At 68.7% G+C, this 24,166-nt stretch carries 28 protein-coding genes and 1 pseudogene; 6 read left to right on the top strand and 23 right to left on the bottom strand.

Annotation, left to right across the window (positions count from 1 at the left end):
* The 4 genes and pseudogenes from ACJH5R_RS06355 to ACJH5R_RS06340 all read right to left on the bottom strand — a co-directional run.
* A complete protein-coding gene (locus ACJH5R_RS06355) occupies nucleotides 1–444 on the bottom strand; it encodes a molybdopterin-binding protein (RefSeq protein ID WP_406757035.1) in 444 nt (147 codons plus the stop codon).
* A 32-nt stretch (nucleotides 445–476) separates the two neighbouring features.
* Nucleotides 477–1,277: a nuclear transport factor 2 family protein gene (locus tag ACJH5R_RS06350; RefSeq protein WP_406781497.1), complete on the bottom strand. Its 801-nt coding sequence runs from the start codon at nucleotides 1,275–1,277 to the stop codon at nucleotides 477–479.
* Nucleotides 1,277–1,849, bottom strand: a complete 573-nt coding sequence (locus ACJH5R_RS06345) for an isochorismatase family protein (protein ID WP_406781622.1) — start codon at nucleotides 1,847–1,849, stop codon at nucleotides 1,277–1,279. The genes ACJH5R_RS06350 and ACJH5R_RS06345 overlap by 1 nt, the downstream gene beginning before the upstream one ends.
* 54 nt (nucleotides 1,850–1,903) lie before the next feature.
* A pseudogene (locus ACJH5R_RS06340) lies at nucleotides 1,904–2,218 on the bottom strand (DUF2784 domain-containing protein); the annotation flags it as partial.
* A 92-nt stretch (nucleotides 2,219–2,310) separates the two neighbouring features.
* On the opposite strand from ACJH5R_RS06340, the gene ACJH5R_RS06335 reads away from it, so the two are divergent.
* Nucleotides 2,311–2,841 (top strand): RDD family protein, encoded by a 531-nt coding sequence (locus tag ACJH5R_RS06335; protein ID WP_406757033.1) that lies wholly within the window; start codon nucleotides 2,311–2,313, stop codon nucleotides 2,839–2,841.
* 3 nt (nucleotides 2,842–2,844) lie between these two features.
* On the opposite strand, the gene ACJH5R_RS06330 is transcribed toward ACJH5R_RS06335, so the two are convergent.
* Nucleotides 2,845–4,353, bottom strand: coding sequence for a carboxylesterase/lipase family protein (locus tag ACJH5R_RS06330; protein ID WP_406757032.1), 1,509 nt, complete (start codon nucleotides 4,351–4,353; stop codon nucleotides 2,845–2,847).
* Between the two features lie 42 nt (nucleotides 4,354–4,395).
* Between ACJH5R_RS06330 and ACJH5R_RS06325 the strand changes: the two genes are divergently transcribed.
* Complete coding sequence (locus ACJH5R_RS06325; RefSeq protein ID WP_406757031.1) at nucleotides 4,396–5,103, top strand: hypothetical protein; 708 nt, start codon at nucleotides 4,396–4,398, stop codon at nucleotides 5,101–5,103.
* Nucleotides 5,104–5,106: 3 nt separating this feature from the next.
* On the opposite strand, the gene ACJH5R_RS06320 is transcribed toward ACJH5R_RS06325, so the two are convergent.
* Complete coding sequence (locus ACJH5R_RS06320) at nucleotides 5,107–5,445, bottom strand: hypothetical protein (protein ID WP_406757030.1); 339 nt, start codon at nucleotides 5,443–5,445, stop codon at nucleotides 5,107–5,109.
* Between the two features lie 140 nt (nucleotides 5,446–5,585).
* Here ACJH5R_RS06320 and ACJH5R_RS06315 point away from each other — a divergent pair, with 140 nt between their 5' ends.
* On the top strand, nucleotides 5,586–5,921 hold the full coding sequence (locus ACJH5R_RS06315) for an RNA polymerase-binding protein RbpA (RefSeq protein ID WP_046284032.1): 336 nt from the start codon (nucleotides 5,586–5,588) through the stop codon (nucleotides 5,919–5,921).
* Between the two features lie 51 nt (nucleotides 5,922–5,972).
* Here the strand turns inward: ACJH5R_RS06315 and ACJH5R_RS06310 are convergent, their stop codons facing one another.
* From ACJH5R_RS06310 to ACJH5R_RS06295, 4 genes are all read right to left on the bottom strand, one after another.
* Nucleotides 5,973–6,725, bottom strand: a complete 753-nt coding sequence (locus ACJH5R_RS06310) for a polyprenol monophosphomannose synthase (RefSeq protein ID WP_406757029.1) — start codon at nucleotides 6,723–6,725, stop codon at nucleotides 5,973–5,975.
* Complete coding sequence (lnt, locus tag ACJH5R_RS06305) at nucleotides 6,718–8,523, bottom strand: apolipoprotein N-acyltransferase (protein WP_406757028.1); 1,806 nt, start codon at nucleotides 8,521–8,523, stop codon at nucleotides 6,718–6,720. Before lnt ends, ACJH5R_RS06310 begins: the two co-directional genes overlap by 8 nt.
* The gene (locus ACJH5R_RS06300) at nucleotides 8,516–10,048 is read right to left on the bottom strand and encodes an amidohydrolase (protein WP_406757257.1); all 1,533 of its coding nucleotides are present in this window, start codon (nucleotides 10,046–10,048) and stop codon (nucleotides 8,516–8,518) included. Before ACJH5R_RS06300 ends, lnt begins: the two co-directional genes overlap by 8 nt.
* A gap of 115 nt (nucleotides 10,049–10,163) precedes the next feature.
* Complete coding sequence (locus tag ACJH5R_RS06295; protein ID WP_406757027.1) at nucleotides 10,164–10,664, bottom strand: FxsA family protein; 501 nt, start codon at nucleotides 10,662–10,664, stop codon at nucleotides 10,164–10,166.
* A 76-nt stretch (nucleotides 10,665–10,740) separates the two neighbouring features.
* Here ACJH5R_RS06295 and ACJH5R_RS06290 point away from each other — a divergent pair, with 76 nt between their 5' ends.
* Nucleotides 10,741–11,442 carry a dienelactone hydrolase family protein gene (locus ACJH5R_RS06290; RefSeq protein WP_406757256.1) on the top strand — a complete coding sequence of 234 codons (702 nt, stop codon included), beginning with the start codon at nucleotides 10,741–10,743 and terminating at the stop codon, nucleotides 11,440–11,442.
* 4 nt (nucleotides 11,443–11,446) lie between these two features.
* Here the strand turns inward: ACJH5R_RS06290 and ric are convergent, their stop codons facing one another.
* The 4 genes from ric to ACJH5R_RS06270 form a co-directional block, all read right to left on the bottom strand.
* On the bottom strand, nucleotides 11,447–12,145 hold the full coding sequence (gene ric / locus ACJH5R_RS06285; RefSeq protein ID WP_406757026.1) for an iron-sulfur cluster repair di-iron protein: 699 nt from the start codon (nucleotides 12,143–12,145) through the stop codon (nucleotides 11,447–11,449).
* An 80-nt stretch (nucleotides 12,146–12,225) separates the two neighbouring features.
* On the bottom strand, nucleotides 12,226–12,624 hold the full coding sequence (locus tag ACJH5R_RS06280) for a PPOX class F420-dependent oxidoreductase (RefSeq protein WP_406757025.1): 399 nt from the start codon (nucleotides 12,622–12,624) through the stop codon (nucleotides 12,226–12,228).
* Between the two features lie 75 nt (nucleotides 12,625–12,699).
* On the bottom strand, nucleotides 12,700–13,017 hold the full coding sequence (locus ACJH5R_RS06275; RefSeq protein WP_406757024.1) for a hypothetical protein: 318 nt from the start codon (nucleotides 13,015–13,017) through the stop codon (nucleotides 12,700–12,702).
* Between the two features lie 143 nt (nucleotides 13,018–13,160).
* Entirely contained in the window at nucleotides 13,161–13,910 is a 750-nt protein-coding gene (locus ACJH5R_RS06270) for an SDR family NAD(P)-dependent oxidoreductase (protein WP_406757023.1), read from the bottom strand.
* A 35-nt stretch (nucleotides 13,911–13,945) separates the two neighbouring features.
* On the opposite strand from ACJH5R_RS06270, the gene ACJH5R_RS06265 reads away from it, so the two are divergent.
* Nucleotides 13,946–14,359 (top strand): F420-dependent biliverdin reductase, encoded by a 414-nt coding sequence (locus tag ACJH5R_RS06265; protein WP_406757022.1) that lies wholly within the window; start codon nucleotides 13,946–13,948, stop codon nucleotides 14,357–14,359.
* Here the strand turns inward: ACJH5R_RS06265 and ACJH5R_RS06260 are convergent, their stop codons facing one another.
* Complete coding sequence (locus ACJH5R_RS06260) at nucleotides 14,360–15,493, bottom strand: M24 family metallopeptidase (protein WP_406757255.1); 1,134 nt, start codon at nucleotides 15,491–15,493, stop codon at nucleotides 14,360–14,362.
* A 32-nt stretch (nucleotides 15,494–15,525) separates the two neighbouring features.
* Between ACJH5R_RS06260 and ACJH5R_RS06255 the strand changes: the two genes are divergently transcribed.
* Nucleotides 15,526–16,479, top strand: a complete 954-nt coding sequence (locus tag ACJH5R_RS06255; protein WP_406757021.1) for a 5'-3' exonuclease H3TH domain-containing protein — start codon at nucleotides 15,526–15,528, stop codon at nucleotides 16,477–16,479.
* An 11-nt stretch (nucleotides 16,480–16,490) separates the two neighbouring features.
* On the opposite strand, the gene ACJH5R_RS06250 is transcribed toward ACJH5R_RS06255, so the two are convergent.
* The 8 genes from ACJH5R_RS06250 to ACJH5R_RS06215 form a co-directional block, all read right to left on the bottom strand.
* Entirely contained in the window at nucleotides 16,491–17,207 is a 717-nt protein-coding gene (locus ACJH5R_RS06250) for a DUF4333 domain-containing protein (protein WP_406757020.1), read from the bottom strand.
* 73 nt (nucleotides 17,208–17,280) lie between these two features.
* Nucleotides 17,281–20,046, bottom strand: a complete 2,766-nt coding sequence (locus ACJH5R_RS06245) for a DEAD/DEAH box helicase (RefSeq protein WP_406757019.1) — start codon at nucleotides 20,044–20,046, stop codon at nucleotides 17,281–17,283.
* A 135-nt stretch (nucleotides 20,047–20,181) separates the two neighbouring features.
* Nucleotides 20,182–21,090: a twin-arginine translocase subunit TatC gene (gene tatC, locus ACJH5R_RS06240; protein ID WP_406757018.1), complete on the bottom strand. Its 909-nt coding sequence runs from the start codon at nucleotides 21,088–21,090 to the stop codon at nucleotides 20,182–20,184.
* Nucleotides 21,091–21,129: 39 nt separating this feature from the next.
* Nucleotides 21,130–21,360, bottom strand: a complete 231-nt coding sequence (gene tatA, locus ACJH5R_RS06235) for a Sec-independent protein translocase subunit TatA (RefSeq protein ID WP_406757017.1) — start codon at nucleotides 21,358–21,360, stop codon at nucleotides 21,130–21,132.
* 99 nt (nucleotides 21,361–21,459) lie between these two features.
* Nucleotides 21,460–21,690 (bottom strand): DUF2510 domain-containing protein, encoded by a 231-nt coding sequence (locus tag ACJH5R_RS06230; protein WP_406757016.1) that lies wholly within the window; start codon nucleotides 21,688–21,690, stop codon nucleotides 21,460–21,462.
* Nucleotides 21,687–22,637 (bottom strand): helix-turn-helix transcriptional regulator, encoded by a 951-nt coding sequence (locus ACJH5R_RS06225; protein ID WP_406757015.1) that lies wholly within the window; start codon nucleotides 22,635–22,637, stop codon nucleotides 21,687–21,689. The genes ACJH5R_RS06230 and ACJH5R_RS06225 overlap by 4 nt, the downstream gene beginning before the upstream one ends.
* Entirely contained in the window at nucleotides 22,634–23,629 is a 996-nt protein-coding gene (locus tag ACJH5R_RS06220) for a helix-turn-helix transcriptional regulator (protein WP_406781496.1), read from the bottom strand. The genes ACJH5R_RS06225 and ACJH5R_RS06220 overlap by 4 nt, the downstream gene beginning before the upstream one ends.
* Nucleotides 23,630–23,666: 37 nt before the next feature.
* On the bottom strand, nucleotides 23,667–24,158 hold the full coding sequence (locus ACJH5R_RS06215) for a hypothetical protein (protein WP_406757013.1): 492 nt from the start codon (nucleotides 24,156–24,158) through the stop codon (nucleotides 23,667–23,669).
* Between the last annotated feature and the right edge of the window lie 8 nt (nucleotides 24,159–24,166).

The following is a 24,166-nucleotide window of genomic DNA, read 5'->3' as shown; positions in this document are numbered from 1 at the left end:
CTATCCGAATTCCGACGCCGGGTCGGTGTGGCTGGCCGCGCCGGCGCGTCGTGGCAGTTCGACGACGACGTTGGTGGCCTTGACCGAGGCGACGACCAGGCTGCCGGGCTGCAGCTGCAGTTCGTCGGCGGCCTCCCTGCTGACCAGCGAGACCAACCGGAACGGGCCGGCCTGAACCTCGACCTGTGCCATCACCGTGTCGCGGGTGACCTTGGTGACCAACCCGACCATCCGGTTGCGCGCCGACTGGCCGACCACGGGATTGCGTGACACCGGTTCGACGGCAGCGCGCTCCTGGGCGAACCGAGCCAGCTCGGCACCGTCGACCATGCGGGGCCCACTGCCCGTCGTCAGCGACAGGCGACCAGAGTCGATCCATCGGCGAACGGTGTCGTCGCTGACCCCGAGGAGCTCGGCGACTTCGGCAATTCGAAAGCTCGGCACGTAGGTGAGTTTATCGCCGCTGTCGCGCCTCATCAGGCTCCTGGGAAATACCGGACCTTGCTGATCGGCGCGCCGCGGCCGATGACGTCGAAGAACAGCACGGCGCGTCGCTGCGCCGAGGTGATCGACACCGCCACGGTGCTGCCGGCGGCCAGCATCTTGGTCAGGCGTGCGCCGGCGATCTGCGTGCCGAGCTCGGCCAGGTCCACAGCGGTGTCGTCACCGTAAGTGACTGTGGCACTGGGTGATAGCAGACCCCTGGCGGTAGCGGTGTTGCCCGCTGCGATCGCCGACAGGAATGTTTCTACCGACTTCTTACCCCTGCTGCCCGGACGGCGGAACCCGGAAACGAATCCGGCGGCGCCGGCCAGTCGCTGATTGCGCAGCAGCGATCGGGACAACCCGATCCCGGCGGGCAGTGCGGCGACACCGTTGCCGAGGAATTGCCCCACCATGGCCGGCAGTTCCCAGTAGGCACGCAGGCGCTGCAGCTCCCAGCCGCTGGCCGATTCGTGCAGGTCATAGCGCAGAATCGCGGGAATGTGCATGGTGACCGACGGTCCCATCGCGACTTCGAGCTGCAGATCCCGAACGACCGTCGTCCCGCGCACAATGTCCAGATCACGATGGAAGGTGATGTCGCGCGGACCGATGAACGTGTCGTAGAACCGGCCGATCTGCTCGGGGCCGACGTGCGGGCGCGAACCCACCGGATCCTCCACACGGCCGTCGGCAGTGAACAGCCCTGCCCAACCGGCCCTATCGTGGGCGGCCGCCGCGGCCGGCGATTGCTCGACTGCGGCCAGCAGCTCCGTGGCCTGGGTGTCGGTCATCAGATCGCCTCCTCCATCACAGTGACTCCGGCGCCGCGCATTGCCGCCAGCGCGGCGACGGTCGACTCGGCGGAGGTGCCCGCGGTCAGGCGCGACAACACGGAGGTGGAAAACCCCGCGCGCACAGCGTCTTTGGCGGTAGCGCCCACGCAGTGATCGGTTGCGACACCGACCACGTCGACATCTCGCACCTTGCGATGATGCAGCCAATCGCCCAGCGAGGTGCCCTGGTCATCGACACCCTCGAAGCCGCTGTATCCGGCGTCGTAAGCGCCCTTTTTGAAGACCGCTTCGATCCGGTCGGTGCTCAGTGCGGGATGAAATTGCGCACCGGGGCTGCCCGCGACGCAGTGCGGCGGCCAGGACGTCTGGCAGTCCGGATGCTCGGAGAAATGCGCTCCGGGGTCGATGTGCCAATCCTTTGTGGCCACCACGTGCGCGTAGCGGGTCTTGCCGGCGGGGCTGTCCAGGTAGCGGCTGATCTCCTGTGCGACGGCCACGGCGCCGTCCACCGGGATCGCTCCCCCATCGCAGAAATCGTTCTGCACATCGACGATGACCAGCGCCCGCATCCGTCCACAGTATCGTCGGCGCCGCAGCGCTTCTCGGCCACACAGCGCCCAGGACGCGAGGACCGTTACCAGCACCGCGACCTCGACTGCGGTGGTCCACGCCGGCGGGTAAAGCACACCGGTCAGATAGTGGGCGATGAATCCGTCCGCCGGCAGCGCGGCCATTCCGGCGGCGGCGCGAGCCCGGCGCTCCAGCCAGGTCAGCGGGCAGTCCAGATGCGCTACGACTATCAGCACCGCCCAGAATACTGCCGCTACATGCAGCCACCGGGTGCGTGGCCACCGCACGGCGAGAAAGCCGCCGACCACGACGTAGCCGACGAACGCAAGGTGCGACGCGACGATGAGCGCCACCGAGATCTGGTACATCAGCGCGCCGTTTCGCCCTCCGCAGAAACCGCTTCCGCCCCTGTTGGTCACGGTACATTGGCGAACATCCAACGTGGTCAGGAGCAAATCTGATGACAACCGGCGATTTCGGCCCGAACGGTCCCGGATATGGACCCGGATACGGTCAGCCCGGGGGCTACCCGCCGCCGCAGGGCTGGGGTCCGCAGCCCGGATGGGGACAGCAACCGGGCGGGCTGGGCAGGCGCTTTTGGGCCCGCGTGCTCGACGGTGTGCTGGTCGGCATCGTGGCGTTCTTCCTGTCGGTTTTCCTGTTCTCCGACGATTACCCGTTCCTGGTGACCGGCCTGTTCTCCGGGGCGCTGACGTTCGGCTACTTCGTGCTGTTCGAGGTGACTCAGGGGGCCACCCCGGGCAAGCGCCTACTCGGGCTGGCGGTGCACGGGCCCGACGGGGTGTCGAAGCCGACGGCTTCGCAGTCGGCCATCCGCAACTCGTTCACCTTGCTGGCCGTGGTCCCCTATCTGGGTGCGCTGCTGGCCTTCGTGGCCTACGTCGTGATCGCCGTGACGATCAGCGGCAGCCCGACCAAGCAGGGCAAGCATGACGAGCTGGCCGGCGGTACCCGGGTGACCCGCGCCTGACCGTCAGTGGGCTAGTGAGAAGCCCTGCCAGGCCTTCCGGCGCTCTGGGGCCGGGTCATACTCCAGACGGGTCTTGCGATCGAACACCATGACGGCGCGATCGTCGGCGGTGTAGGCCGGCCAGTCCTCGCCCGGGACCCCCGCCCGGCTGAACGCGCCCCAGCGGCGCTGCACCTGCTTGCTGACCTGCAACGCCGTCCGGCGGTCCGCGCCGGCGGTCAACAGCCGGCCAAACCCGCCACTGCGGTACACATCGAACACGGCGAACAATTCGGTCGCGTGGGTGGCACCCATGCCCGACCAGCGCAGCATCCGCGGCGCGTAGTCGTAGCGGTAGACGTAGGTGGGTGCATGGGTGCCGTGGGCTTCGGCGATCTGCCACACCGCAGCGTTGAAGGCGAAATCGCCGCCGAGCCGGACGCAGGCCGCCCGCTTCGGGTAGTCCGGATAGGCGGCGATGATGCGATCACGCACCCCCGCCTCGGTGCCGGCCAGTACCGCCTCCACCATCGGCTCGTCGACCGGCAGCATCCTCAAGAACCGGGTGAACAGCCGCCCCTCATCGGCGTTGCTGCCCACGATGAGCGGAACACGGTGGGCTGAGCCCTGCCGCATCGCCTCAACCGGGTCCACCGGCAGCACGTCGTCGCCGCAGACCGGGCCGATGGGGAACGCGCCCAGCATGTCCCGGTTGCCGTCGGCGATCAATCGGTCCTGGGCGGCCAGCAGCTCCGACGGCGTCACGCGCAGCAGCGTCTGGGCGCCGTCGGATGGCCGCACCCCGAGCAGCGCGGCGAATCGCTCGGCGAAGGCGGCGGCGATGTCGGTGTTGCGCACCAGCCCGGCGGCCGGGCTTTCGGCGATCGCCCGGGTGAACAGACCTTGCGCGGCGGGCACCGCCAACAGGGTGGCCACCGCGTGCGCGCCCGCGCTTTCCCCGAAGATGGTGACGTTGTCGGGGTCGCCACCGAACGTCGCGACGTTCTCCTGGACCCAGCGCAGGGCGAGCACCAGGTCGCGCAGGTACAGGTTGCTGTCCAGGGTGACGTCGGACGTCGACAGCGACGACAGGTCCAGACACCCCAGCGCACCGAGCCGGTAATTGACCGACACGTACACACAGCCGCGCCTGGCCAGCGCCGCGCCGTCATAGATGGGGGTGGCCGAGCTGCCCATGATGTAGCCGCCGCCGTGGATGAACACCATGACCGGCAGCGGGCCGGCGTCGGCGTCCTCCGGGGCCACCACGTTGAGCGTCAGGCAGTCTTCGCTGGTCGGCTGGAACCGACCGGGGCCCAGGACGGTGTAGAGCCGTTCCTGCGGCGCGCAATTGGTGAATCCGTGGCAATGGCGCACACCCGACCACGATTCGGCCGGCTGGGGCGCCCGAAACCGCAGCGGCCCGATCGGTGGTCGGGCAAAGGGAATGGATCGCCATCTGCGCACCCCGTCGCGGACGAAACCCTCCACAACGCCGGTGGCGATGCGGGCCTGCACAGGGTGGTTATGCATGAGGCGAACGGTAGCGAATTCGGCGCCGGTTAGCCTAACGGCATGCGTCTCACCGGGCTGATCGCCGTATTGCTGTTGATCGCCGGATGTTCGGGGGCCAAGGTCGAAGCGCCGGAGCCGACTTCGACTGGGTCGTCTCCCGCCAGCACGGCCCCGCCGTCGGCGTCGGTGACGTCAACGGCGGCGAAGCCGTCGGGGCCGCCCGCTCCCCCTGCTGAGGGCGCAGCGATCGCCGATGTCATTGCCTGGATAGAAGCCGGCCAACCCGTCGACGTCGCCGAGTACCACAAGGCCACCCGTGACGGCGAAGTCACCGACCTCATCGATGATGTCGCTTTCACGGTGGCGGCTGCGCCCCGCCGCGCCACCACCTGCATCAGCGATTCCAGTTCCCCCGACAGCGCCCTGGCCTGCGTGGTGGATCTGGCGAACCCGCCCGCGCAGCCCGCCGACATCTATGGCGAATGGAAGGGCGGCTGGGTCGACTTCGGCGGCAACACGCTGCGGGTGGGCTCCGCCCACGGCGATCCGGGTCGGTTTGTGCACGGCGACGGGGCGCAGCTGACGGACGGGTCTGCCTTGTCGTTCGGCGACTACCGCTGTCGGGCGGATCAAGTGGGGCTGATCTGCGTGAACTACGCCCACCGGTCGGCGGTGCTATTCAGCCCGGCGGGCATCGGGACTTTCGGCTGCCTGCACCCGGTGCCGCCGCCCGCCGACGCCGGCGAACAGTTCAGCTGCGCCAGCTGACGATCAGCGCCAGCGGTCGGCCGAATCGACGGCCTGCAGCAGCGTGTCGCACAGCTTCCGCAGCTCATCGTGGGGAGCTTCTTCGGACAGGGCGGTCGCGATGTCCTCGGCCGCACATCGCACCTGATAGACCCGGTCGGACAGGGCGGTCGCTTCGTCGGCGGAGAGCACCACGGAGTCCGGCGTCAGCGCGGTTGTCTTCCCGCTGCTGATCAGGGCGCGCTGCTCGTAGGCGCGCTGGCGGCAGGACTGCCGGCAGTATTGCCGCCGCCGACCGATCCCGGCATCGCCGACGTCACGACCGCACCATCGGCACGGTTGAGGGCGGGGACTGCGAGGCACGTCTGAACACCTTAGTCCGAGGACCGCGACGTTCCCGGTATCATGAGAGGTCGCGCCATATGCGCCGGGAACTTCAGAGGGTTCGCTCGCGTTGACACTCGCGAGGCATTTTTCACCAATAGGCATAAGGAGAGTGGGTCATGGCTGATCGTGTTCTGCGGGGCAGTCGGCTGGGAGCCGTGAGCTACGAGACCGACCGCAACCACGACCTGGCGCCGCGCCGGATGGCGCGCTACCGCACCGACAACGGTGAAGAGTTCGAGGTGCCCTTCGCCGACGACGCGGAGATCCCCGGCACCTGGATGTGCCGTAACGGCCTGGAAGGCACCCTGCTCGAGGGCGACCTGCCCGAGCCGAAGAAGGTCAAGCCGCCGCGCACCCACTGGGACATGCTGCTGGAGCGCCGTTCGGTCGAAGAGCTCGAGGAGCTGCTCAAGGAGCGCCTGGAGCTGATCAAGACGAAGCGGCGCGGCTAAACCCGCGGGCTTGTCTTCACCGCGGCGTCTCACTGGAGGCGCCGCGGTGTTTTAGCTGCGGGCGCCCCGGAGCCGGTTCACCCGGCCGCCGATCCCCCACCGCGCGACCTTGACCATCGCTTCGCGGATGTTGGAGCCGCTCATCTTCGACACGCCCAGCTCACGTTCGGTGAACGTGATCGGCACCTCGGTGATGGTGAATCCGCTGTTGACCGCCCGCCAAGTGAGGTCGACCTGGAAGCAGTATCCCTTCGAGTCGACCGCGTCCAGGCCGATCTTCTCCAGCACTCCGCGCCGGTAGGCGCGGTAGCCGGCGGTGATGTCGTGGATTCCGACGCCCAGAAGCAGGCGCGCATAGGTGTTGGCGGTCTTGGACAGCACCAGCCGGCGCACCGGCCAATTTCGCACCGTCCCGCCATCGACGTAGCGCGATCCGATCGCCAGATCGGCACCCGCGTCGATGGCATCCAGCAACCGGTAGAGCTGTTCGGGCGCGTGGCTGCCGTCGGCATCCATCTCCACGATCACCTCGTAGTTGCGCTCCAGGCCCCACGCAAAACCGGCCAGGTAGGCCGCGCCCAGTCCGGCCTTGGAGGTCCGGTGCATCACGTGAATGTGCGCGGGATCGGCAGCGGCCCGCTCGTCAGCCAGCTTTCCGGTACCGTCCGGGCTGCCGTCGTCGACGACGAGGACGTGGACTCCCGCACGGGCCTGCTGTAACCGGTCCAGGATGATCGGCAGGTTTTCCAACTCGTTGTAGGTGGGGATGACCACCAGAGTGTGCAGGCTGGGACGCTCACTCATCGGCGCCGCTCCTCCCATTCTCCGCATCGGCGCCGGTGCGGCCCCGCTTGAAATGACGTCGCGTAATCGGACCGCGCATGAAGTTTCCATTTTGCCGTATGGCGGCCAGCAGGGACGCAACGGCCGCTCCCAGCAGCACCCACTGCAGGATGGGCGCCCACCGGGTCGCCGGTGTCAGCGCGGTCTTGAGCCGTACGTGACTGTCGAGGTAGGCGGGCTCGAAGAAGGCGGTACGGGCCAGTTCACGGCCGTCGGGGGCGATCACCGCACTGATCCCGGTGGTCCCGGCGACGACGACGTAGCGGTCGTGCTCGACGGCGCGCACCTTGGCGAACGCCAGCTGCTGGTCGCTCATCGTCTGATCGAAGGTGGCGTTGTTGGTCGGCACCGCCAGCATCTGGGCGCCGGCGAGCACCGACTGGCGCGGGGCGCGGTCGAAGATCACTTCCCAGCAGGTGGTCACCCCGACCGGGACGCCGGCGACATGAACCACCCCGTTGCCGTGCCCGGGAACGAAATACCCGGCCCGGTCGGCATAACCGGACAGGTGGCGGAAGAAGTCGCGCCACGGCAGATACTCACCGAACGGTTGCACGATCCGCTTGTCGTGGCTCTCCCCCGGCCCGGTGCGCGGATCCCACACCAGCACCGAATTCGAGGCGACCGGATTGTCCCGGCTCCAGCCGGGCGCGGCGCGCACCGTGCCCACCAGGATCGGGGCGTCGACTGCTTGTGCGGCGACGGTGATCTGCTGGGCGGCATCGATGTTGGTCAACGGGTCGATGTCCGAGGCGTTCTCCGGCCAGACCACGAACAGTGGTTGCGGGACGCGTCCGGCCGCGACGTCCTCTGCCAACCGCAGGGTTTCGCGGACGTGATAGTCCAGTACCTCCCGGCGCTGGGCGTTGAAGTCGAGCCCGAGACGCGGCACATTGCCCTGGACCGCGGCCACCGTGATCGACGGTTCGTTGCCGGCGCCCACGCCGGAACGGCGCACCCCCGGCCACACCATGACCGCGGTCAACATCACCAGGCAGATACAGAGTCCGGGCACCAGCACCGCCGGCGGGCCGTCGGTTGAGTCGGAGGCAGGTGGTTTCCGCAGCCACCGCACGATCTCGATCGTCAGAGCGGTGCCGGCGAAACCGATCAGTGCGACTCCGGTCGACAACAGCGGAACACCCCCGAGTGCGACCAACGGCAGCAACGGTCCAGCGGTCTGGCCGTACCCCACCGCCCCCCAAGGGAACCCACCGAACGGGAACACCGATTTGGCCCATTCCTGGGCTGCCCACAGCAGCGCGAACCAGATCGGCCAGCCGGCCAAGGAGCGCACTGCGACCGCCGCCGACCCGAACAGGGCGGGAAACAGCGCACACATCAACGCCAGCATCAGCCAGGGCAGCGGGCCCACCAGCCCGCCCACCCACGGCAGCAGCGGGAGATAGAACGCCAGGCCGCACAGCAGGCCGTATCCGAAACCCCCGGCGACGGTGGTCTCTCGGCGAACGAGCACCCAGCCCAGCAGCGCGAACGCCACAATCGCGGCCCACCACCAGTTCAGCGGGGGGAAGCTAGAACGCAACAACATGCCCGCAGCCACCGATGCGGCCAGCTGCGCCCAGCGATCGGCCGCGGCGATGCCCAACCGTTCCAGCCGATTCGGCCCGGTGCGGGACGGGTGGGTGGGAACGTCACCCTCCGGGTCGGTGGGAACGTCACCGGCCGGTTCGGTGGGAAGGTCGCCGGCCAGGTCCGCGGGGGTCTCGGCAGCCGGTTCGTCCGTGGTCTCAGCCATGCAGGACCTCCCCACGGTGCACCGTGCGACGGCAGCGGGGGCCGGCGCCCGGCTCGAGCACCGGCAGCGCGGGCACCCGTGCCCGCGGATCGGTCGACCACCGCTGAACGGTGTCGCGCGGCGCCTCGACGGCCAGCGTGCTGGTCTCCCAGACCGCGTAGGACGCGGGGGCACCGGCCACCAGAGTCCCGGTGAGGCCGTCGTTGATACCCGCGGCTCGCCAGCCACCGCGCGTCGATGCGGCGAAAGCCGCGCGCATCGATATCGCACTGCCCGGGGTGCGGTGGTGTGCGGCTGCGCGCACGGCAGCCCACGGATCCAGTGCGGTCACCGGACTGTCGGAACCGAACGCGAGAGGCACGCCTTGGGATGCTAACAGCGCGAACGGGTTCAGCCCGGCGGCTCGCTCGGCGCCCAGGCGCTGGGCGTACATGCCGTTTTCGCCGCCCCACAGCGCATCGAAAGCCGGCTGCATGCTGGCGATCACGCCCCACGAGCCCAGCTTGGCGGCCTGTTCGGCGCTGACCATCTCCACGTGCTCCAGCCGGTGCCCGCAGCGGGCCACCGCGGGCACCCCGAACCTCTCCACCACCTGTTCCAGTGCCGCAACCACCGCAGCGACCGCGGCGTCGCCGATCACGTGGAATCCGGCGGTCACCTCCGCCTCGGTGCAGGCCCATAGGTGGGCGGTGACCGCGTCGACGTCCAAGTGGCACACCCCGGTACAGCCGGCTGCGTCGGCGTAGGGCTCGTGAAGCCAGGCGGTGTGCGAACCCAACGCCCCATCGACGAACAGATCGCCGCCGAGCCCGCGCGCGCCGGTGTCGGCGATCAACTCGCGGGCCTGGGCGGCGCTGGTGACCGCTTCGCCCCAGTAGCCGACGATCTCGACGCCGTGACCGCCTTCGCTGAGGGCTCGTAGCTCGCGCCAGTCGTCGAGGCCCCCGATGTCGGGGCCGGCGCATTCGTGGACCGCGACGATCCCGGCAGCGGCGGCGGCATCCAGCGCAGCCACCCGGGCCTCGGCGCGCTGCGCGGCGGTGAGCAGGCCGCCGGCCACGGCACGGACCCGGTGGTGGGCGTCGCCGGACAGCGGGGCGGCAGCGTCGATTCCGGCCGGTAATTCCGGCACCAGCTTGCGCAACGCGGTCGAGACCAGCGCGGAGTGGACGTCGGCGCGAGAGAGGTATGCGGGTCGATCCCCCACCACAGCGTCGATGGCCGCGGTGTCGGGGGCACGGCCGTCGGGCCAGCCGGATTCATCCCAGCCGTGTCCGCGGATCGGCTCGCCGGGATGGGCTGCGGCGTAGTCGGCGATCAGTTGCAGGCAGTGCTGCGCCGAGGTCGCCGGCCGAAGGTCCAGCCCGATGCGGCACAGCCCGGTCTCGGTGAGGTGGACATGGCTGTCCACGAATGCCGGTGTCACCAGCGCGCCGTCGAGTTCGACCACCTCGGCCTGCGGGAACTGCTCACGGCCGACGTCGTCGCTGCCCAGCCAGGCCACCACGCCGTCCCGGACCGCCATCGCGGTGGCGTCGGGATGACTCGGGCTGTGGATTCGCCCGCCGAACAGTAAGGAGGCAGGCCTGCCGGTCACAACGGTCACGTCGTAGAAAGTACGGGTTGGCGCAGACTGCGGGTCAGCCGACCGGAAGAGCGCGCTGCCCTGCGTCACCGACGTCGGTGACATCCATGAACTCGGCGTCGATGTACTCGGCTGCGCTCCCGGGCGCGCGTCGGGTGGTGTACCACTGCCGGCCGACCGACGCCGCAGCCACCAGCGGGGCATGCCTGCCCAGCGCGGTGGCCGCCACCGCCGCCAGCAGCGGGCGGGCGGCGGCCCGGGTCGGGGGCGCCAACAGCAGCAGACCCACCATCGAGGTCACCGGTCCCGGAACGAGTACCAGCACGGTGCCGGCCGTGACCAGCCCGCTGTCGGCCAGAACACCCGGGTCTGCGGGCTTGCGCAGGCGGCGGATCTGGCGCCTGATCTGTCCGCTCGCCAGCACCAGTCCGGCCAGGAAGGTGCCCAGCAGCAACAACGTCGTCCAGCCGAATCCGATCGTCCAGATCAACGCGGCAACCGCCGCCACCTCGACCAGGGCGTAGAGACCGAAGATCCGCAGCACACCGCTCACCATGCCATCTCCAACGCTCGGGCCGGTGATGTGGTTCCAGCCCGTCGCGGTGATGTGCCGAAACGGCAATACTGAGGCGATGACGACGATCCACCTCGAGGCACCCGCCGGCCCCATCGATGCGCTTCTCGATGTTCCGGCTGGACCAGGGCCGTGGCCCGGAGTGGTGGTGATTCACGACGCGATCGGCTACGGCAGGGACATGCAGGCCATCTCCGAACGTGTCGCGGGAGCGGGCTATCTGGCCCTGTCACCGAACCTGTACTCCCGGGGCGGCCGGGCGCGCTGTATCACCAGGGTGTTCCGCGAGCTGCTCACCCAGCGCGGTCGCGCTCTCGATGACATCCTGGCCGCTCGTGACCACCTGCTGGGCATGCCGGAGTGCTCGGGTGCGGTCGGTATCGCCGGCTTCTGCATGGGCGGCCAATTTGCGTTGATCCTGGCGCCCAAGGGATTCGGGGCCTCCGCGCCGTTCTACGGTGTGCCGCTGCCCCGCCACCTCGAGCAGACCCTCGACGGCGCCTGCCCGATCGTGGCCAGTTTCGGGGGCCGCGACCCGATGGGCCGCGGTGCCGCCGACCGGCTACGCCGGGTGGTCGAGGACAAGGCCATCGCACACGACATCAAGGTCTACCCCGGAGCGGGCCACAGCTTCGCCAACGAGCTGCCGGCACAGCCGCTGATCCGCATCGCCGGCTTCGGCTACAACGAGGCGGCGACCGACGATGCCTGGCAACGCGTCTTCGGCTTCTTCGGCGAGCATTTGCGCGCCGAATCGTGAAAGGTCAGCCCGGACCGCCGGCCGCCGCGAGCACCCGCGGGAACAGCACGTTGTTCTCCTTGTGCACGTGCAGATGGATGTCGGACTCCAGGTCCGCCAGGCCGGCCAGCATCGCGGTGTAGCTGGCGCAGGCGTCCGCCGGGACGGTGTAACCGTCGGTGAGCTCACGCAGTTCGGCCAGCAGATGACCGGCGTTGTCGTGCTCCTGCTGGTTCTCGGCCAGTTCGGTGCGCACCTCGTCGGGCAGCGGGCGGTCCGGGCGCCCCGCGTGCAGGCTGATCTCGGGGAACAACAGCGTCTCTTCGGTGCGCAGGTGTGGCTCCATGCCGCCGCGGAGCTGATGGAACACGTCGCGGACCCGCAGCAGCTCGGCGTGGTTGGGACCGTGCACCCGCGCCACCTTGTCCACCAACTCCGCCAACCGCGGGAACTCGTCCCACAGGAATCGGTGGTGGGTGCTGACAATGTGGGCGATCAGCGAGGTGTCGTCGTACTCGGCCCAGTCGGCCGGCCGGCCGGGTGCGGTGGCGTTGAGCGCGGCCAGCAGTTCGTCGGCGTCGACGCCGTCGGCGGCGCACGCCGCGCCCAGGGTGCGTTGACCGTGGCAGCAGAAATCGATCCCGAACCGGCTCAGGATGCGAGTGGACGACGGGTCGGCGGTGACGATGTCACCCAGGATCTGATCGGAAGTGACGGTGGCCATGGTGGCTCCTAAGAGGTCGAGGTTCCGATCCAACAATGCTCATTTCAATGAGCAAAGTCCATTATATGTGACCCAGTCGATCACACCCCGGCAGCGTCGTCGGCCGGGGTCAACGCCAGCCCGACATTGGTGCGCATGCCGCCGCGCAGCTTGCTGAAGAAGTTGAACACCGGGCCAATGAGCTTGTAGCGCTTGCCGATCGCCGCGTAGACGGCGCCGTTGTGCGACTTGTCCAACACCGTGGCGACGGCCTCGATCGCCTCGCCTTTGGGGCGTCCCCGCACATCGCAGACCGCCAGCGTCACCCGCGGGGTATTGCGAATTCGCTTGACCTTCCAGGACGACTCCTGGGTGATCACCAGCAGTCGGTCACCGTCGGCCGCGGCCCACACCGGTGTCGGCTTGGGCCGGCCATCTTTGGTGAACGTGGTCAGCAGCAAATAGTCGGACTTGGCGATCTGGGCGAAAGTGGGGGCCATGACCGCGAACCTACCCGCCCCGAGCCCCGGAGCCTGCGTACCTGCACAACGTGCGCCCGCCGAACAGCCGAACGGCTACAGCGGTGGGCGGCTCGCGATGGGATGCAAGTCGGCGAGCTTGGGCAGCTCGGATTTCGGCTGCTCGGCATCGACGAAGGCGGCCACGGCATCGACGGTGATCAGGCCGTAGCGGACCAGCAGATCAACCGCGTTCAAGCCGAAGTGGGTGGCCACCCGGATCAGGTTGTCGGCGGTGATCAAGCGTCCCTCATGTGCAGCCTTGTAATAGGCCGACTTTCGGTAGCCGAAGGCCTCGTATACCTCGGTCGCCGGAAGTGGCCTACCGACCAGGTAGGGCAGCACGACCGACGGATCCTTTTTACGATCGTCCATGGTTTTAGACTCTAGTCCTGTCGGGCGGGAAGGCGTTAGAAAACTGTACAGAAATTCTTCGGATATTCCCACAACCTGGGAATCTCCTGTTGCGTGACATCCTACGTAAGCCCCGTAGTGGCTTTGCGCCGGGCTCTGGCTTGTTAACGCGGCATCCGGCGCCAGACGGCTTGCGGCAACAGTCTCAGCGTGGCGAACAACGGGCGCAGGGCCCACGGCACCCACACCGTGCGGCTGCCCTTGCGCAGGGCCCGGGACGCCGCCAGCGCCACCTGCTGCGGGGTGCTCGCCAGCGGCGCGGGGTCCATGCCGGTGGTCATCCGGCCAACGACGAAACCGGGCCGCACGATCAGCAGACCCACACCCGTGCCGTGCAGCGCGTCGGCAAGTCCGCTGGCGAAACCCTCGAGACCGGCCTTGGCCGAACCGTAGACGTAGTTGGCCCGTCGCACCCGCACTCCAGCCACCGAGGAGAACACCACCATGTGGCCCCGGCCGGCGGTGCGCATGGCCGCCGCCAGGTGAGTGAGCAAACTGATCTGGGCGACGTAGTCGGTGTGCACGATGGCCACCGCGTGCGCCGCATCCGACTCCGCGCGGGTCTGATCGCCCAGGACGCCGAACGCCAACACGGCGATACCTATCGGGCCATGCTCGGCGATCAGTGCCGCCACCAGAGGGCCGTGGCCGGCCAAGTCGTCGGCATCGAACTCTTTCGCGTGCACCGCGACAGCGCCCGCGGCGCGCACCGCGGCGACCTCGGCGTCGAGCCGATCGGCGGAGCGTGCCGCCAGTACCACCGTCGCCCCCGGCGCGAGCTGCCGCGCCAGTTCGAGGCCGATCTCACTGCGTCCGCCGAAAATCACTACCGGCCCGTCAACCGTGTCGTTCACGGCTGAGATTATCGCCTGCGCTAGCGTGGGCGGTGATGGCGAACGCGACGACTCGACTGACCAGTGACGCGTTGGCGTTTCTCACCGAACGCCACCTGGCGATGCTGACCACGCTGCGGGCCGATAATTCGCCGCACGTGGTCGCCGTGGGTTTCACCTTCGACCCGAAGACCCATATCGCCCGCGTGATCACCACCGGCGGTTCGCAGAAGGCGGTCAACGCCGAACGAGCCGGGGTCGCCGTGCTGAGCCAAGTCGACGGGGCGCGCTGGCTCTCGCTGGAAGGCAGCGCCACCGTCAACGACACCCCCGCAGCGGTTCGTGACGCCGAGCTGCGTTACGCCCAGCGCTACCGCACACCGCGGGTGAATCCGCAGCGTGTGGTGATCGAAGTGCAGGTGGAACGCGTGCTGGGCTCTGCCGATCTGCTCGACCGCGGCAACCGGTAGTCAGCCGACCGGTACCACCACCAGGTCGTGCGGCTGGTCGTTCAGTGACTCCGCGCCGTCGGCGGTGACGATCACGATGTCTTCGATCCGGGCGCCCCACTTGCCGGGGAAGTAGATACCGGGCTCGACCGAGAACGCCATCCCCGCGCGGAGCGCCTCGTCATTGCCGGCAACGATATAGGGCTCCTCGTGCACCGACAGGCCGATGCCGTGCCCGGTGCGGTGCACAAAGTATTCGGCCAGGCCGGCCTCGGCCAGCACATCGCGCGCCGCCGCATCGACCTGTTGCGCCGTCACGCCCGGGCGAACACTGGCAACCGCGGCGCGCTGCGCCTTCTGCAGCACCGAATAATGTTGTGCTACCTCGGGATTGGGCTCCCCCAGGCTGTAGGTTCTGGTCGAGTCGGAATTGTATCCGGGCTCGACCGGGCCGCCGATGTCGACGACCACGATGTCTCCGGCTTGCAGCACTCGCTCGGAGCACTCGTGGTGCGGGTCGGCGCCGTGTGGCCCCGAACCCACGATGATGAAGGCCACCTCCGAATGTCCTTCGGCCACGATCGCTTCGGCGATATCGGCGGCGACGTCGGCTTCGGTGCGGCCCGGGATCAAGAACTCCGGCACCCGGGCGTGCACCCGGTCTATCGCGGCGCCGGCCTTGCGGAGGGCATCGATCTCGCTGGGGTCCTTGATCATTCGCAGATCACGAAGCACTCCGGTCGCCAACACGGGCGTTGTTCCGAGCACATCGACCAGCGGTAAGAGGTGCAGAGCGGGCATCGAGTCGGTGACAGCGACCGCCGACGAAGCTGCACCGCCCAGGGCCTCGCCCACCATGCGATAGGGGTCCTCGCCGTCGACCCAGTCGCGCACCGCCACCCCCAGGTCGGCCACCGCGGATTCGCGCAGCGCCGCCAGCTCCAGCCGCGGGACCACCATGGTGGGCGCACCCGTGACCGGCAGCACCAGCGCGGTGAGGCGCTCGAAAGTCTGGGCCCGCGACCCGATCAGGTAGCGCAGGTCGTAGCCGGGCGTGATCACCAGGCCGGCCAGGCCGGCATTCGCGGCGGCTGCGGCCGCGGCGCTCAATCGGTGAGAGTAGACACTGCTTTCGAACCGGGAAGTCACGCACATCAGGCTATCGGGCGGGAAATAGGCTGGCACCCATGACTGCTCCCGTGTTGCTGCTCGACGGTGCCAGTATGTGGTTTCGCTCGTACTTCGGGGTGCCGTCCTCGATCACCGCACCCGACGGCCGGCCGGTGAACGCGGTGCGCGGGTTCTTCGACTCGGTGGCCACCCTGATCACCCGTCAGAGCCCCGGACGACTGGTGGTCTGCCTGGATCTGGACTGGCGGCCGCAGTGGCGCGTGGCGCTGATCCCGTCCTACAAGGCCCACCGGGTGGCCGAAGAAGTACCCGACGACTCCGATGTCGAAGAGGTGCCCGACGAGCTGAGTCCGCAGGTCGAGATGATCGCCGAGTTGCTCGACGCGTTCGGGATCGCCACGGGCGGGGCGCCCGACTTCGAGGCCGACGACGTGCTGGGCACCTTGGCCGCCGCCGAGCGTCAGGACCCGGTGATCGTCGTCAGCGGCGACCGCGACCTGCTTCAGGTGGTCACAGACCAGCCGGTCCCGGTGTCGGTGCTTTACCTGGGCCAGGGCCTGGCCAAAGCGACGCTGTTCGGCCCGGACGAAGTGGCCGAACGCTACAGCCTGCCGCCGGAGCGGGCCGGCGCTGCCTACGCAGAAATGGCGTTGCTGCGCGGCGACCCCTCCGATGGGTTGCCCGGGGTTGCCGGCATCGGCGAGAAGACGGCGGCCGGCCTGTTGACCCAGTATGGCTCGCTGGCGGCGGCGCTGGCCGCGGCCGCTGACCCGGGATCGCCTATGGCTAAGGGAGTTCGGGCCAAACTGCAGGCCGGGCAGGACTACATCAAGGCTGCCGGTCCGGTGGTACGCGTGGCCACCGACGCACCGGTCACCCTGTCGACACCGTCGGACACCCTGCCGCGGGTGGCCGCCGACCCGGCGCGGGTCGCCGAACTGGCGCAGCGCCTGGGCGTCGGCTCTTCGATCACGCGGCTCCAGCGGGCGCTCGACGCCCTGCCGGATTAGGCCAGCCCGGCCTACTTGGGCCGGCCGACCTCGTAGGTGCCCGAGTTGTCCTGGAAGGTGACGGTCACCTGACGCTTGGTCCCGTCGATGCTGACCTCGCAGTTGAAGGTGTCGCCCTGCTTGACCACCGGGCTCTGTCCGTTGTTGCAGCGGACGTCCTTGACGTTCTTGGCGCCGTAGCCATTGGTCTGGTCGGCCAGGATCTGCTGCACGCCTTCCTGGGCCTTGTCGATGTCGAGCTTGGTGGTCACGAAGAAGCCAGGCTTCCAGAATCCCAGCACCAGCAGCACCAGGACCGCAATGCCCACGCACCCGGCGAGCACCGTACTGACCATTCCGGAAGGACGCTTGGTCGCGGTGCCCGGCGCCGGGTACTGGCCCGGCTGCTGCGGGTACTGGCCGTACTGTCCCGGCTGACCGTACTGCCCCGGCTGGCCATACTGGCCGGGCTGACCATACGGCGACGGCTGACCGTACTGGCCGGGCTGACCGTATTGGCCCGGCTGGCCGTACTGCTCGGGCTGCGGGTAGCCGGGATACTGCTGCGGCGCCGACGGATACGCGCCCTGCTGGGGGTACTGAGGGTACTGCTGCGGCGTGTAGGCCGGAGGCTGCCACTGCTGCTCAGCGCCGGTTGCGGGACCCTGTCCGGTGCCCTGGTCCTCGGGCTGTCCGGGCTGCTGAGGCTGCCACGGCTGCGTCGGGTCGTATCCCTGCGGTCCGCTCATCGTTGTTCCTCAAGTCCTCTCACGTAGCGGGTGCTGATCACCGCCGGCTCTCCACCGTAGCGCCCGGACCAGCCTACCCGGCGTCTACGGCAACGACCCCGCGCAAAACCGTGTCGATCGCCTGTTTTGCTGTGGCCCGCAACTCCGGACTGGGCGCCGCGTTGCGCAGCTGATCCAGCAGGTCGAGTACCTGTCGGCACCAGCGCACGAAATCACCCGCCGACAGCGGCGTGCCCCCGCCGGCGGCGTCCGATGCGGCCAGTGCCGAAGCCAGGTCGCCGCTGCGGGCCCATCGGTAGACCGCGGCGACGAACCCATCGTCGGGTTCCCGGGTCGGGTTGATGCCATGCCGGCGCTCGTCGGCCCGCAATGCCGCCGAGAGTTTGCGGGTCTGTTGCAGTGCCCGGCGCACCGCCTCAGTGGGCGCCTGCAGGGTCGGCGGTCCGCCGGGGCCGTCAGCACCGCGCGTCTCGTAGAGCACCGCGGAGACCACCGCAGCCAGTTCCGGAGGCTTGAGGTTCTGCCACGCCCCAGTACGCAGGCACTCGGCAACCAAAAGGTCGCTCTCGCTGTAGATCCGGGCCAACATCCGGCCGTCGTCGGTGACCTTGGGATCGCCCTCGCCCGCGGCGTCTGCGATGAAGCCGCGTTCAGACAGCAGCCCGACGATCCGGTCGAAGGTACGCGCCAGCGAATTGGTGGCGGCCTCGACCTTTCTGCGCAACAGTGCGTTGTCGTTCTCCACCCGCAGGTAGCGCTCGGCGACCCGCACCTGGGCTTCGCGATCCGGCGCATCGTGAACGGGGTGGTCGCGCATGTGCTGGCGCAGTGCCGCCAGCTCCGGATCCACCGGTCCGTCTTCTGCGTCGCCGCGGCGCTTGCGTGAGCTGGGTACATCGAGGCCCGCGGCGGCCGATCGCAGTGCCGAGGCCAGGTCGCGGCGCACCCGCGGCTGGCGGTGCTCCACCCGCTTGGGCAAGCTCATAGTGCCGATCGGCGGAACAGCGCCCGAGTAGTCGGCCGAGGAGATGCGGCCGGCCCAGCGATGCTCGGTGAGCACCAGCGGCCGCGGTTCATCGGAGTCCCGGTCGGCCTGCAGCACCACCGCCAATCCTCCACGGCGGCCGTGGCTGAGGTTGATGATGTCGCCTCGGCGCAGCGCAGCCAACGCATCACTGGCCGCCCGCCGCCGCTGCAGGCGCGAGGCTCGGGCCTGGGCGCGTTCGCGTTCGGAGATCTTCGCCCGCAGCCTGGCGTAGTCGAGCACCGCCGAGTCGCGTCCGCCGAAGTCGGCAGCGATCTCATCGAGGGTGCGCTCACCGCGCTCGGCGCTGCGCACCAGGCCGACGACGGACCGGTCGGCCTGGAACTGGGCGAATGACTGCTCCAGCAGCTGGTGGGCCTGCTCGGGCCCCATGTGCTGAACCAGGTTGATCGTCATGTTGTACGAGGGCGCGAAGGAACTGCGCAACGGGAACGTACGGGTGGATGCCAGCCCGGCTACCTGGTCGGGGTCGGCGGTGCTCTCTCCGGGGTGCCACAGCACCACTGCGTGGCCCTCGACGTCGATGCCGCGCCGGCCGGCCCGGCCGGTCAGCTGGGTGTACTCCCCCGGTGTCAGCGCGGCGTGCTGCTCACCGTTGAACTTCACCAGCCGTTCGAGCACCACCGTGCGGGCCGGCATGTTGATGCCCAGCGCCAGGGTTTCAGTGGCGAACACCGCCTTGACCAAACCCGCGGCGAACAGCTCTTCGACGGTGTGGCGAAACACCGGCAGCATTCCGGCGTGATGGCCGGCCAGGCCACGCAGCAGCCCCTCGCGCCATTCGTAGTAACCCAGCACGTCCAGATCGTCGTCGGCCAGGTCGCCGCAGCGATGGTCGATCACCTCGGCGATGCGGGCCCGTTCGGATTCGGTGGTCAGCCGCAGCGGGGAGCGCAGACACTGCTTGACCGCGGCGTCGCAGCCGGCCCGGGAGAACACGAAGGTGATCACCGGCAGCAGACCCGCGGAGTTCAGGACCGCGATCACGTCCGGACGCATCGGCGGTCGGTACGTCGGCCGGTCTGTCCGGCCGGAGCCACCGTGCCGTGGTCGCCGGGTGCTGCCCCAGTCAGTAAGCCGGTCTGCTTCTCGGCGATGGGCGATGTGGCGCAGCAACTCGGGGGCGACGCGCGGCCGGCCCCCGGCGGCGCGGGCGTCGGAATCTGGTCGGGATTCGAACAGATCGAAGAGCCGTTTGCCGACCATCATGTGCTGCCACAACGGCACCGGGCGATGTTCGTCGACCACGACGGAGGTGTCGCCGCGCACCGTCTGAATCCAGCCGCCGAATTCCTCGGCGTTGCTGACCGTCGCCGACAGGCTGACCAGCCGCACCTCCTCGGGCAGGTGCAGGATGACCTCCTCCCACACCGCGCCGCGCATCCGGTCCGCCAGGAAGTGCACCTCGTCCATGACGACGTGGGAAAGGCCGTGCAGTGCAGGAGAATTCGCGTACAACATGTTGCGCAGCACCTCGGTGGTCATCACCACCACCGGCGCATTCGAATTGATGGACAGGTCGCCGGTCAACAGTCCCACCCGGTCCTTGCCGTAGCGGGCCACCAGATCGGTGTGCTTCTGGTTGCTCAGCGCCTTGATCGGCGTGGTGTAGAAGCATTTTCCGCCGCCGGCCAGCGCCAGGTGGACCGCGAACTCGCCGACGACGGTCTTGCCGGCGCCGGTGGGAGCACACACCAGCACTCCCCGGCCGTCCTGCAGGGCCTCGCAAGCCCGACGCTGAAAGCCGTCCAGCCCGAAGGGCAGTTCCGCGGTGAACCGACTCAGCTCAGTCATGCCGGCGAGCCGTCGAGGTTGCGTGCCGAGGTCCGGTGAGCGTGCACAGTTGTACAGCCACACCGGTGTGTCGCCGTACAAACACGCTCCCTCGCGGGAAAACGGGGGGCGCCCCAACCACGCGGGAAGACGGGACTAATCATGCGGCGCGGTAACCGGTGTGGGCGCTTCGATGGGCGAGGCTTCGTCGTCGCCGAGCGCGGTGGCCGCCTCCCGCTTGGCCTTGCGCCTGTCATGCAGCCGGGCGATCTGGATGGCGAACTCCTGCAACAGCGTCAGCGTGCTACCCAGCACGATCATCGAGAACGGGTCCGAGCCCGGGGTGAAGAACGCGGCGAACACGAACATCGCGAAGATCAGCCCACGCCGCCATTCCTTGAGCCGGGCGTAACTGATCACGCCAACCATGTTGAGCATCACGATCAGCAGCGGGAACTCGAAGCTGATCCCGAACACCACCAGCAGGTTCAACAGGAACCCGAAATAGCGATCGCCGGACAAGGCGGTCACCTGGACGTCGCTGCCGACTGTCAGCAGAAATCCGAGCGCCTTGGCCAACACCAAATAGGCCAGGATGGCGCCGGTGACGAACAGCACGGCCGCCGAGACGACGAACACCACCGCGAATCGCCGTTCCTTGCGGTAGAGCCCGGGAGTGATGAACGCCCACAGTTGGTAGAACCAGACCGGGCAGGCCAGCACGATTCCGGCGGCCAACCCCACCTTGAGCCGCAGCATGAACTGGTCGAACGGCGCAGTGGCCAGCAGCCGGCACTGCCCGTCGGGCGCGATCGACGCACGCGCCGAGGCCGGCAGCTCGCAGTAGGGGTGCCGCAGCCACTCGCCAAGGCTTTCCAGCCCAAAGAGCGGCTGGGTGTACCAGACGAAGCCGACGATCGTGGTCAGCACGATCGCCGCCATCGAGATCAGCAGCCGGGTACGTAACTCCCGCAGGTGATCGACAAGAGACATCGTCCCGTCGGGATTGGTGCGGCTGCGCCGCTGACGGGGATCCAGCCGCCGCAGAACTCCGAACGTGCGCACAGTCGAATGGGGCGCGGTCGCCGCGACGGCGGGACCGGGTTACGCCGACTGGCCGCCGGCCGCCGGCGGATCGACCCGCTCGGACTGGACGGTGGTCGAGGTGGCAGTCGAATCCGGCTTGCTCTCGCTCTGCAGCTCGCGGACCTCGGACTTGAAGATGCGCAGCGACTTACCGAGCGAGCGTGCTGCATCGGGCAGTCGCTTGGCGCCGAAGAGAATGATCACGGCGACGGCGAGGATCGCCAGGTGCGACGGTCCTAAAGCGTTCACTTTGGTTACCTCCAGACGTCGCCACGATGCTACCGCAGCTCCTTAGCCCGGCGGTTCAGCGAGGCTCGACGAAGGAGAGGCGAAGCTGGAACCGCCGCATCAACCCGGCGGTTCATCCCGTGGCCGGGTGGCCCCCGTCCAGCTGTGCCCATCGAAATAGCGCAGCCGCTCCGGGTCAGCCGGGTCGGGATACCAGTTCGGCGCGATCGGTGATTGACCAGCGGACTTCGCCTTGGCCTTGAGCAGGAAAACGATACCCACCACCACTCCTGCCATCAGGGCCAGGAAGGCGATGTCGGCGACCAGGGCTCCGACGCTGTACAGCGTCAAGGGCGTACCTGCTCATACATCGCCAGCGCGGCTATCGAGGCCTGGCGTACCCCGGCCACCACCGATTCGGGCGCCATGACCTGCACCTCGTCGCCCATGCCCAGCAGCAGTCGGATCAGCCACTCCTCCGAGGCGTACGTCAACTGGGCTTCACGCCAGCCGTCGGCCAGCTCGCCGAGGGCCTGCATCGGGTAGTACTCGAACATCCACGCCGCCGAGGGCGCCACCCGCACGATGGCGACCGGCAGCGACGGGTCGGCGTCGAACAGCGAGGTGTCGGTTTCGGCCTGGCGTGCCGGCTCCGGCGGCGCCGACGGCTCGTCGAGCAGCTGGGCGCCGTCGATGCGGTCGAACCGGAACAGTCGCACCCCCTCGGACTCGCGGCTCCACGCCTCCAGGTAGCTGTGCGCGCCGATCAACACCACCCGGATCGGATCGACGATCCGCTGCGACACGCTGTCCCGCGAAGCGGCGTAGTAGTCGATGGCCAGCGCGCGGTGTCGCTGGACGCCGTCGCGGACCACGTCGGCGGCCGACTCGTCGTGCGTGGCGGAGGCGGGCGCCGCCGGTGCCGCGGCTCCGGCGGCCTCCTCGACCTTGGCGATCGCGCTGCGGGCGGCCCGCGGGTCGACGATGCCGGGCATATCGACCAGGGTGCGCAACGCCATCAGCATGGCCGTGGCCTCCCGCGACGTCAGGCGCAGCGGCCGATCCACTCCGGCGGACTCGAACACGTCCAGGCGGTCTTCGTAGAACGTCACGTCGATCAGCTCGCCGGGCCCGTAGCCCGGCAGGCCGCACATCACCAGCTGTTCCAGATCGTTCTGCAACTGGCTCAGGCTCACGCCGAGCTCGGCGGCGGCCTGTTCCTTGCTGATCCCGGGCCGGGCCTTCAGATACGGCACCATGTTCAGCAGCCGGACCAGGCGTTTCGACAGCTGCGTCACACCGGCACCTCCCCCACACGAGCACTCAGCCGCGCCACCACGTCGTCGCGCAGCGACGGCGGGTCTACGACGACGGCATCGGCCCCGTAGCCGGCGATCTCGCGGGCCAGCCGGTCATGAGTTCCCATGTCGACGCCGATGATGTCGCCGTCACGGCCGGCCAGGGTCTCTCGGCTCAGTACCGTGCCGGCCCGGCGCAGCGCCACCGCGCGGCCGTCGGCGACCCAGATGCGGGCCTGCACTCCGCTGGGCGCATCGCCGACGGCGTCGGCGACGATCGCGCGCAGATCGGCGGTGTCGGGGCGGGTGACGGCGTCGGTCGGGCCGATCGGACGAACCTGCGGCGCGATCCTCGATATCCGGAAGGTGCGTACCGCGTTGCGGTCGCGATCGTGGCCCACCACATACCAGCGTCCGGCGTGCGTGACCACTCCCCATGGCTCGATGGTGCGGGTGACATACGGCTCGACCGGCGAGGGGCGGTGCTCGAATTGCACGGCCTGCCCCGCCTGCACGGCATCCATCAAGGCACCCAGCGCCGGTTCGGCGCGGTGCATGCCCGGCAGCGCCGTCGGCGGCGCCACCAGGACATCGGCCTGATTCGGGTCTACCTCGACACCGGCGGCATGCAGTTTGGCGACCGCGCCCTCGGCGTTGGCGCGCAATTCCGGGGACTGCCACAGCTGGACCGCCACCGCGACCGCGGCGGCCTCTTCGCGGGTCAGGTCGATGGCCGGCAGGGCGTAGGTGTCGGGATTGATCCGGTAGCCCTCCACCGTGTCGAACCCCGATACTTTGCCGGTCTCCAGCGGAATGCCCAGGTCACGGAGCTCGTTCTTGTCGCGCTCGAACATCCGCGAGAACGCGTCGTCACTGGGGCTGTCGCCGTAGCCGACAACGGTGGTCCGGATCTTCTCGGCGGTGAGGTAGCTGCGGGTGGCCAGCAACGCGATGACGAGATTGAGTAGTCGCTCGACTTTCGCGGTCGCCATGACAAGACAGGATAAGGCTCGCAGGTTGCGGGTTTGTTCAGATGTGGGTCGCCGGCGCGCATGTCATCCCCGGGAAGTCCCAGGTGCTGCACTGGTAGTCCGAGAATTCCGGGTCTTCGGCGCGTGGCTGGCCCGAAAGATCGGTGCGCGCCGACATCTTCGCGCCGTAGACGCCCGGGTACAGCGGCATCAGCCGGTCGTCGTTGGGAAACGCGACTGAGAAGCTGTCCTCGGTGTGCACCGCACGAGTCTCGGTGTAGGTGAGGGTGTGCGACGGGCCGGCCAGCTCCAGCGGCGCGCCAGAGGCGGTCAGGTGCATCTGCAGGGTCAATGGCGTGCCGGGAAGATCGGTCCGGCAATCGCTGACGTCGACGCGGCTGCCCATGTAGTCGGCCCCGTTGACCGAGTAGACGAACGGCTTGGCCACGCTGAACTGGCAGATGACGACGGTGTCTGCGTGCGCGGCCGGTGCCCCGGCCAGCGCGATGCCTAGTCCGATAAGCGCGGCCAAGCCACTGAGCCGAGTCATCGCCGGTG

Source organism: Mycobacterium sp. SMC-19, from assembly GCF_045310815.1.
In the GTDB taxonomy this organism is placed as follows: domain Bacteria; phylum Actinomycetota; class Actinomycetes; order Mycobacteriales; family Mycobacteriaceae; genus Mycobacterium.
The sequence above is the reverse complement of the archived record's forward strand: the minus strand, read 5'-3'. Positions and strand labels throughout refer to the sequence as shown.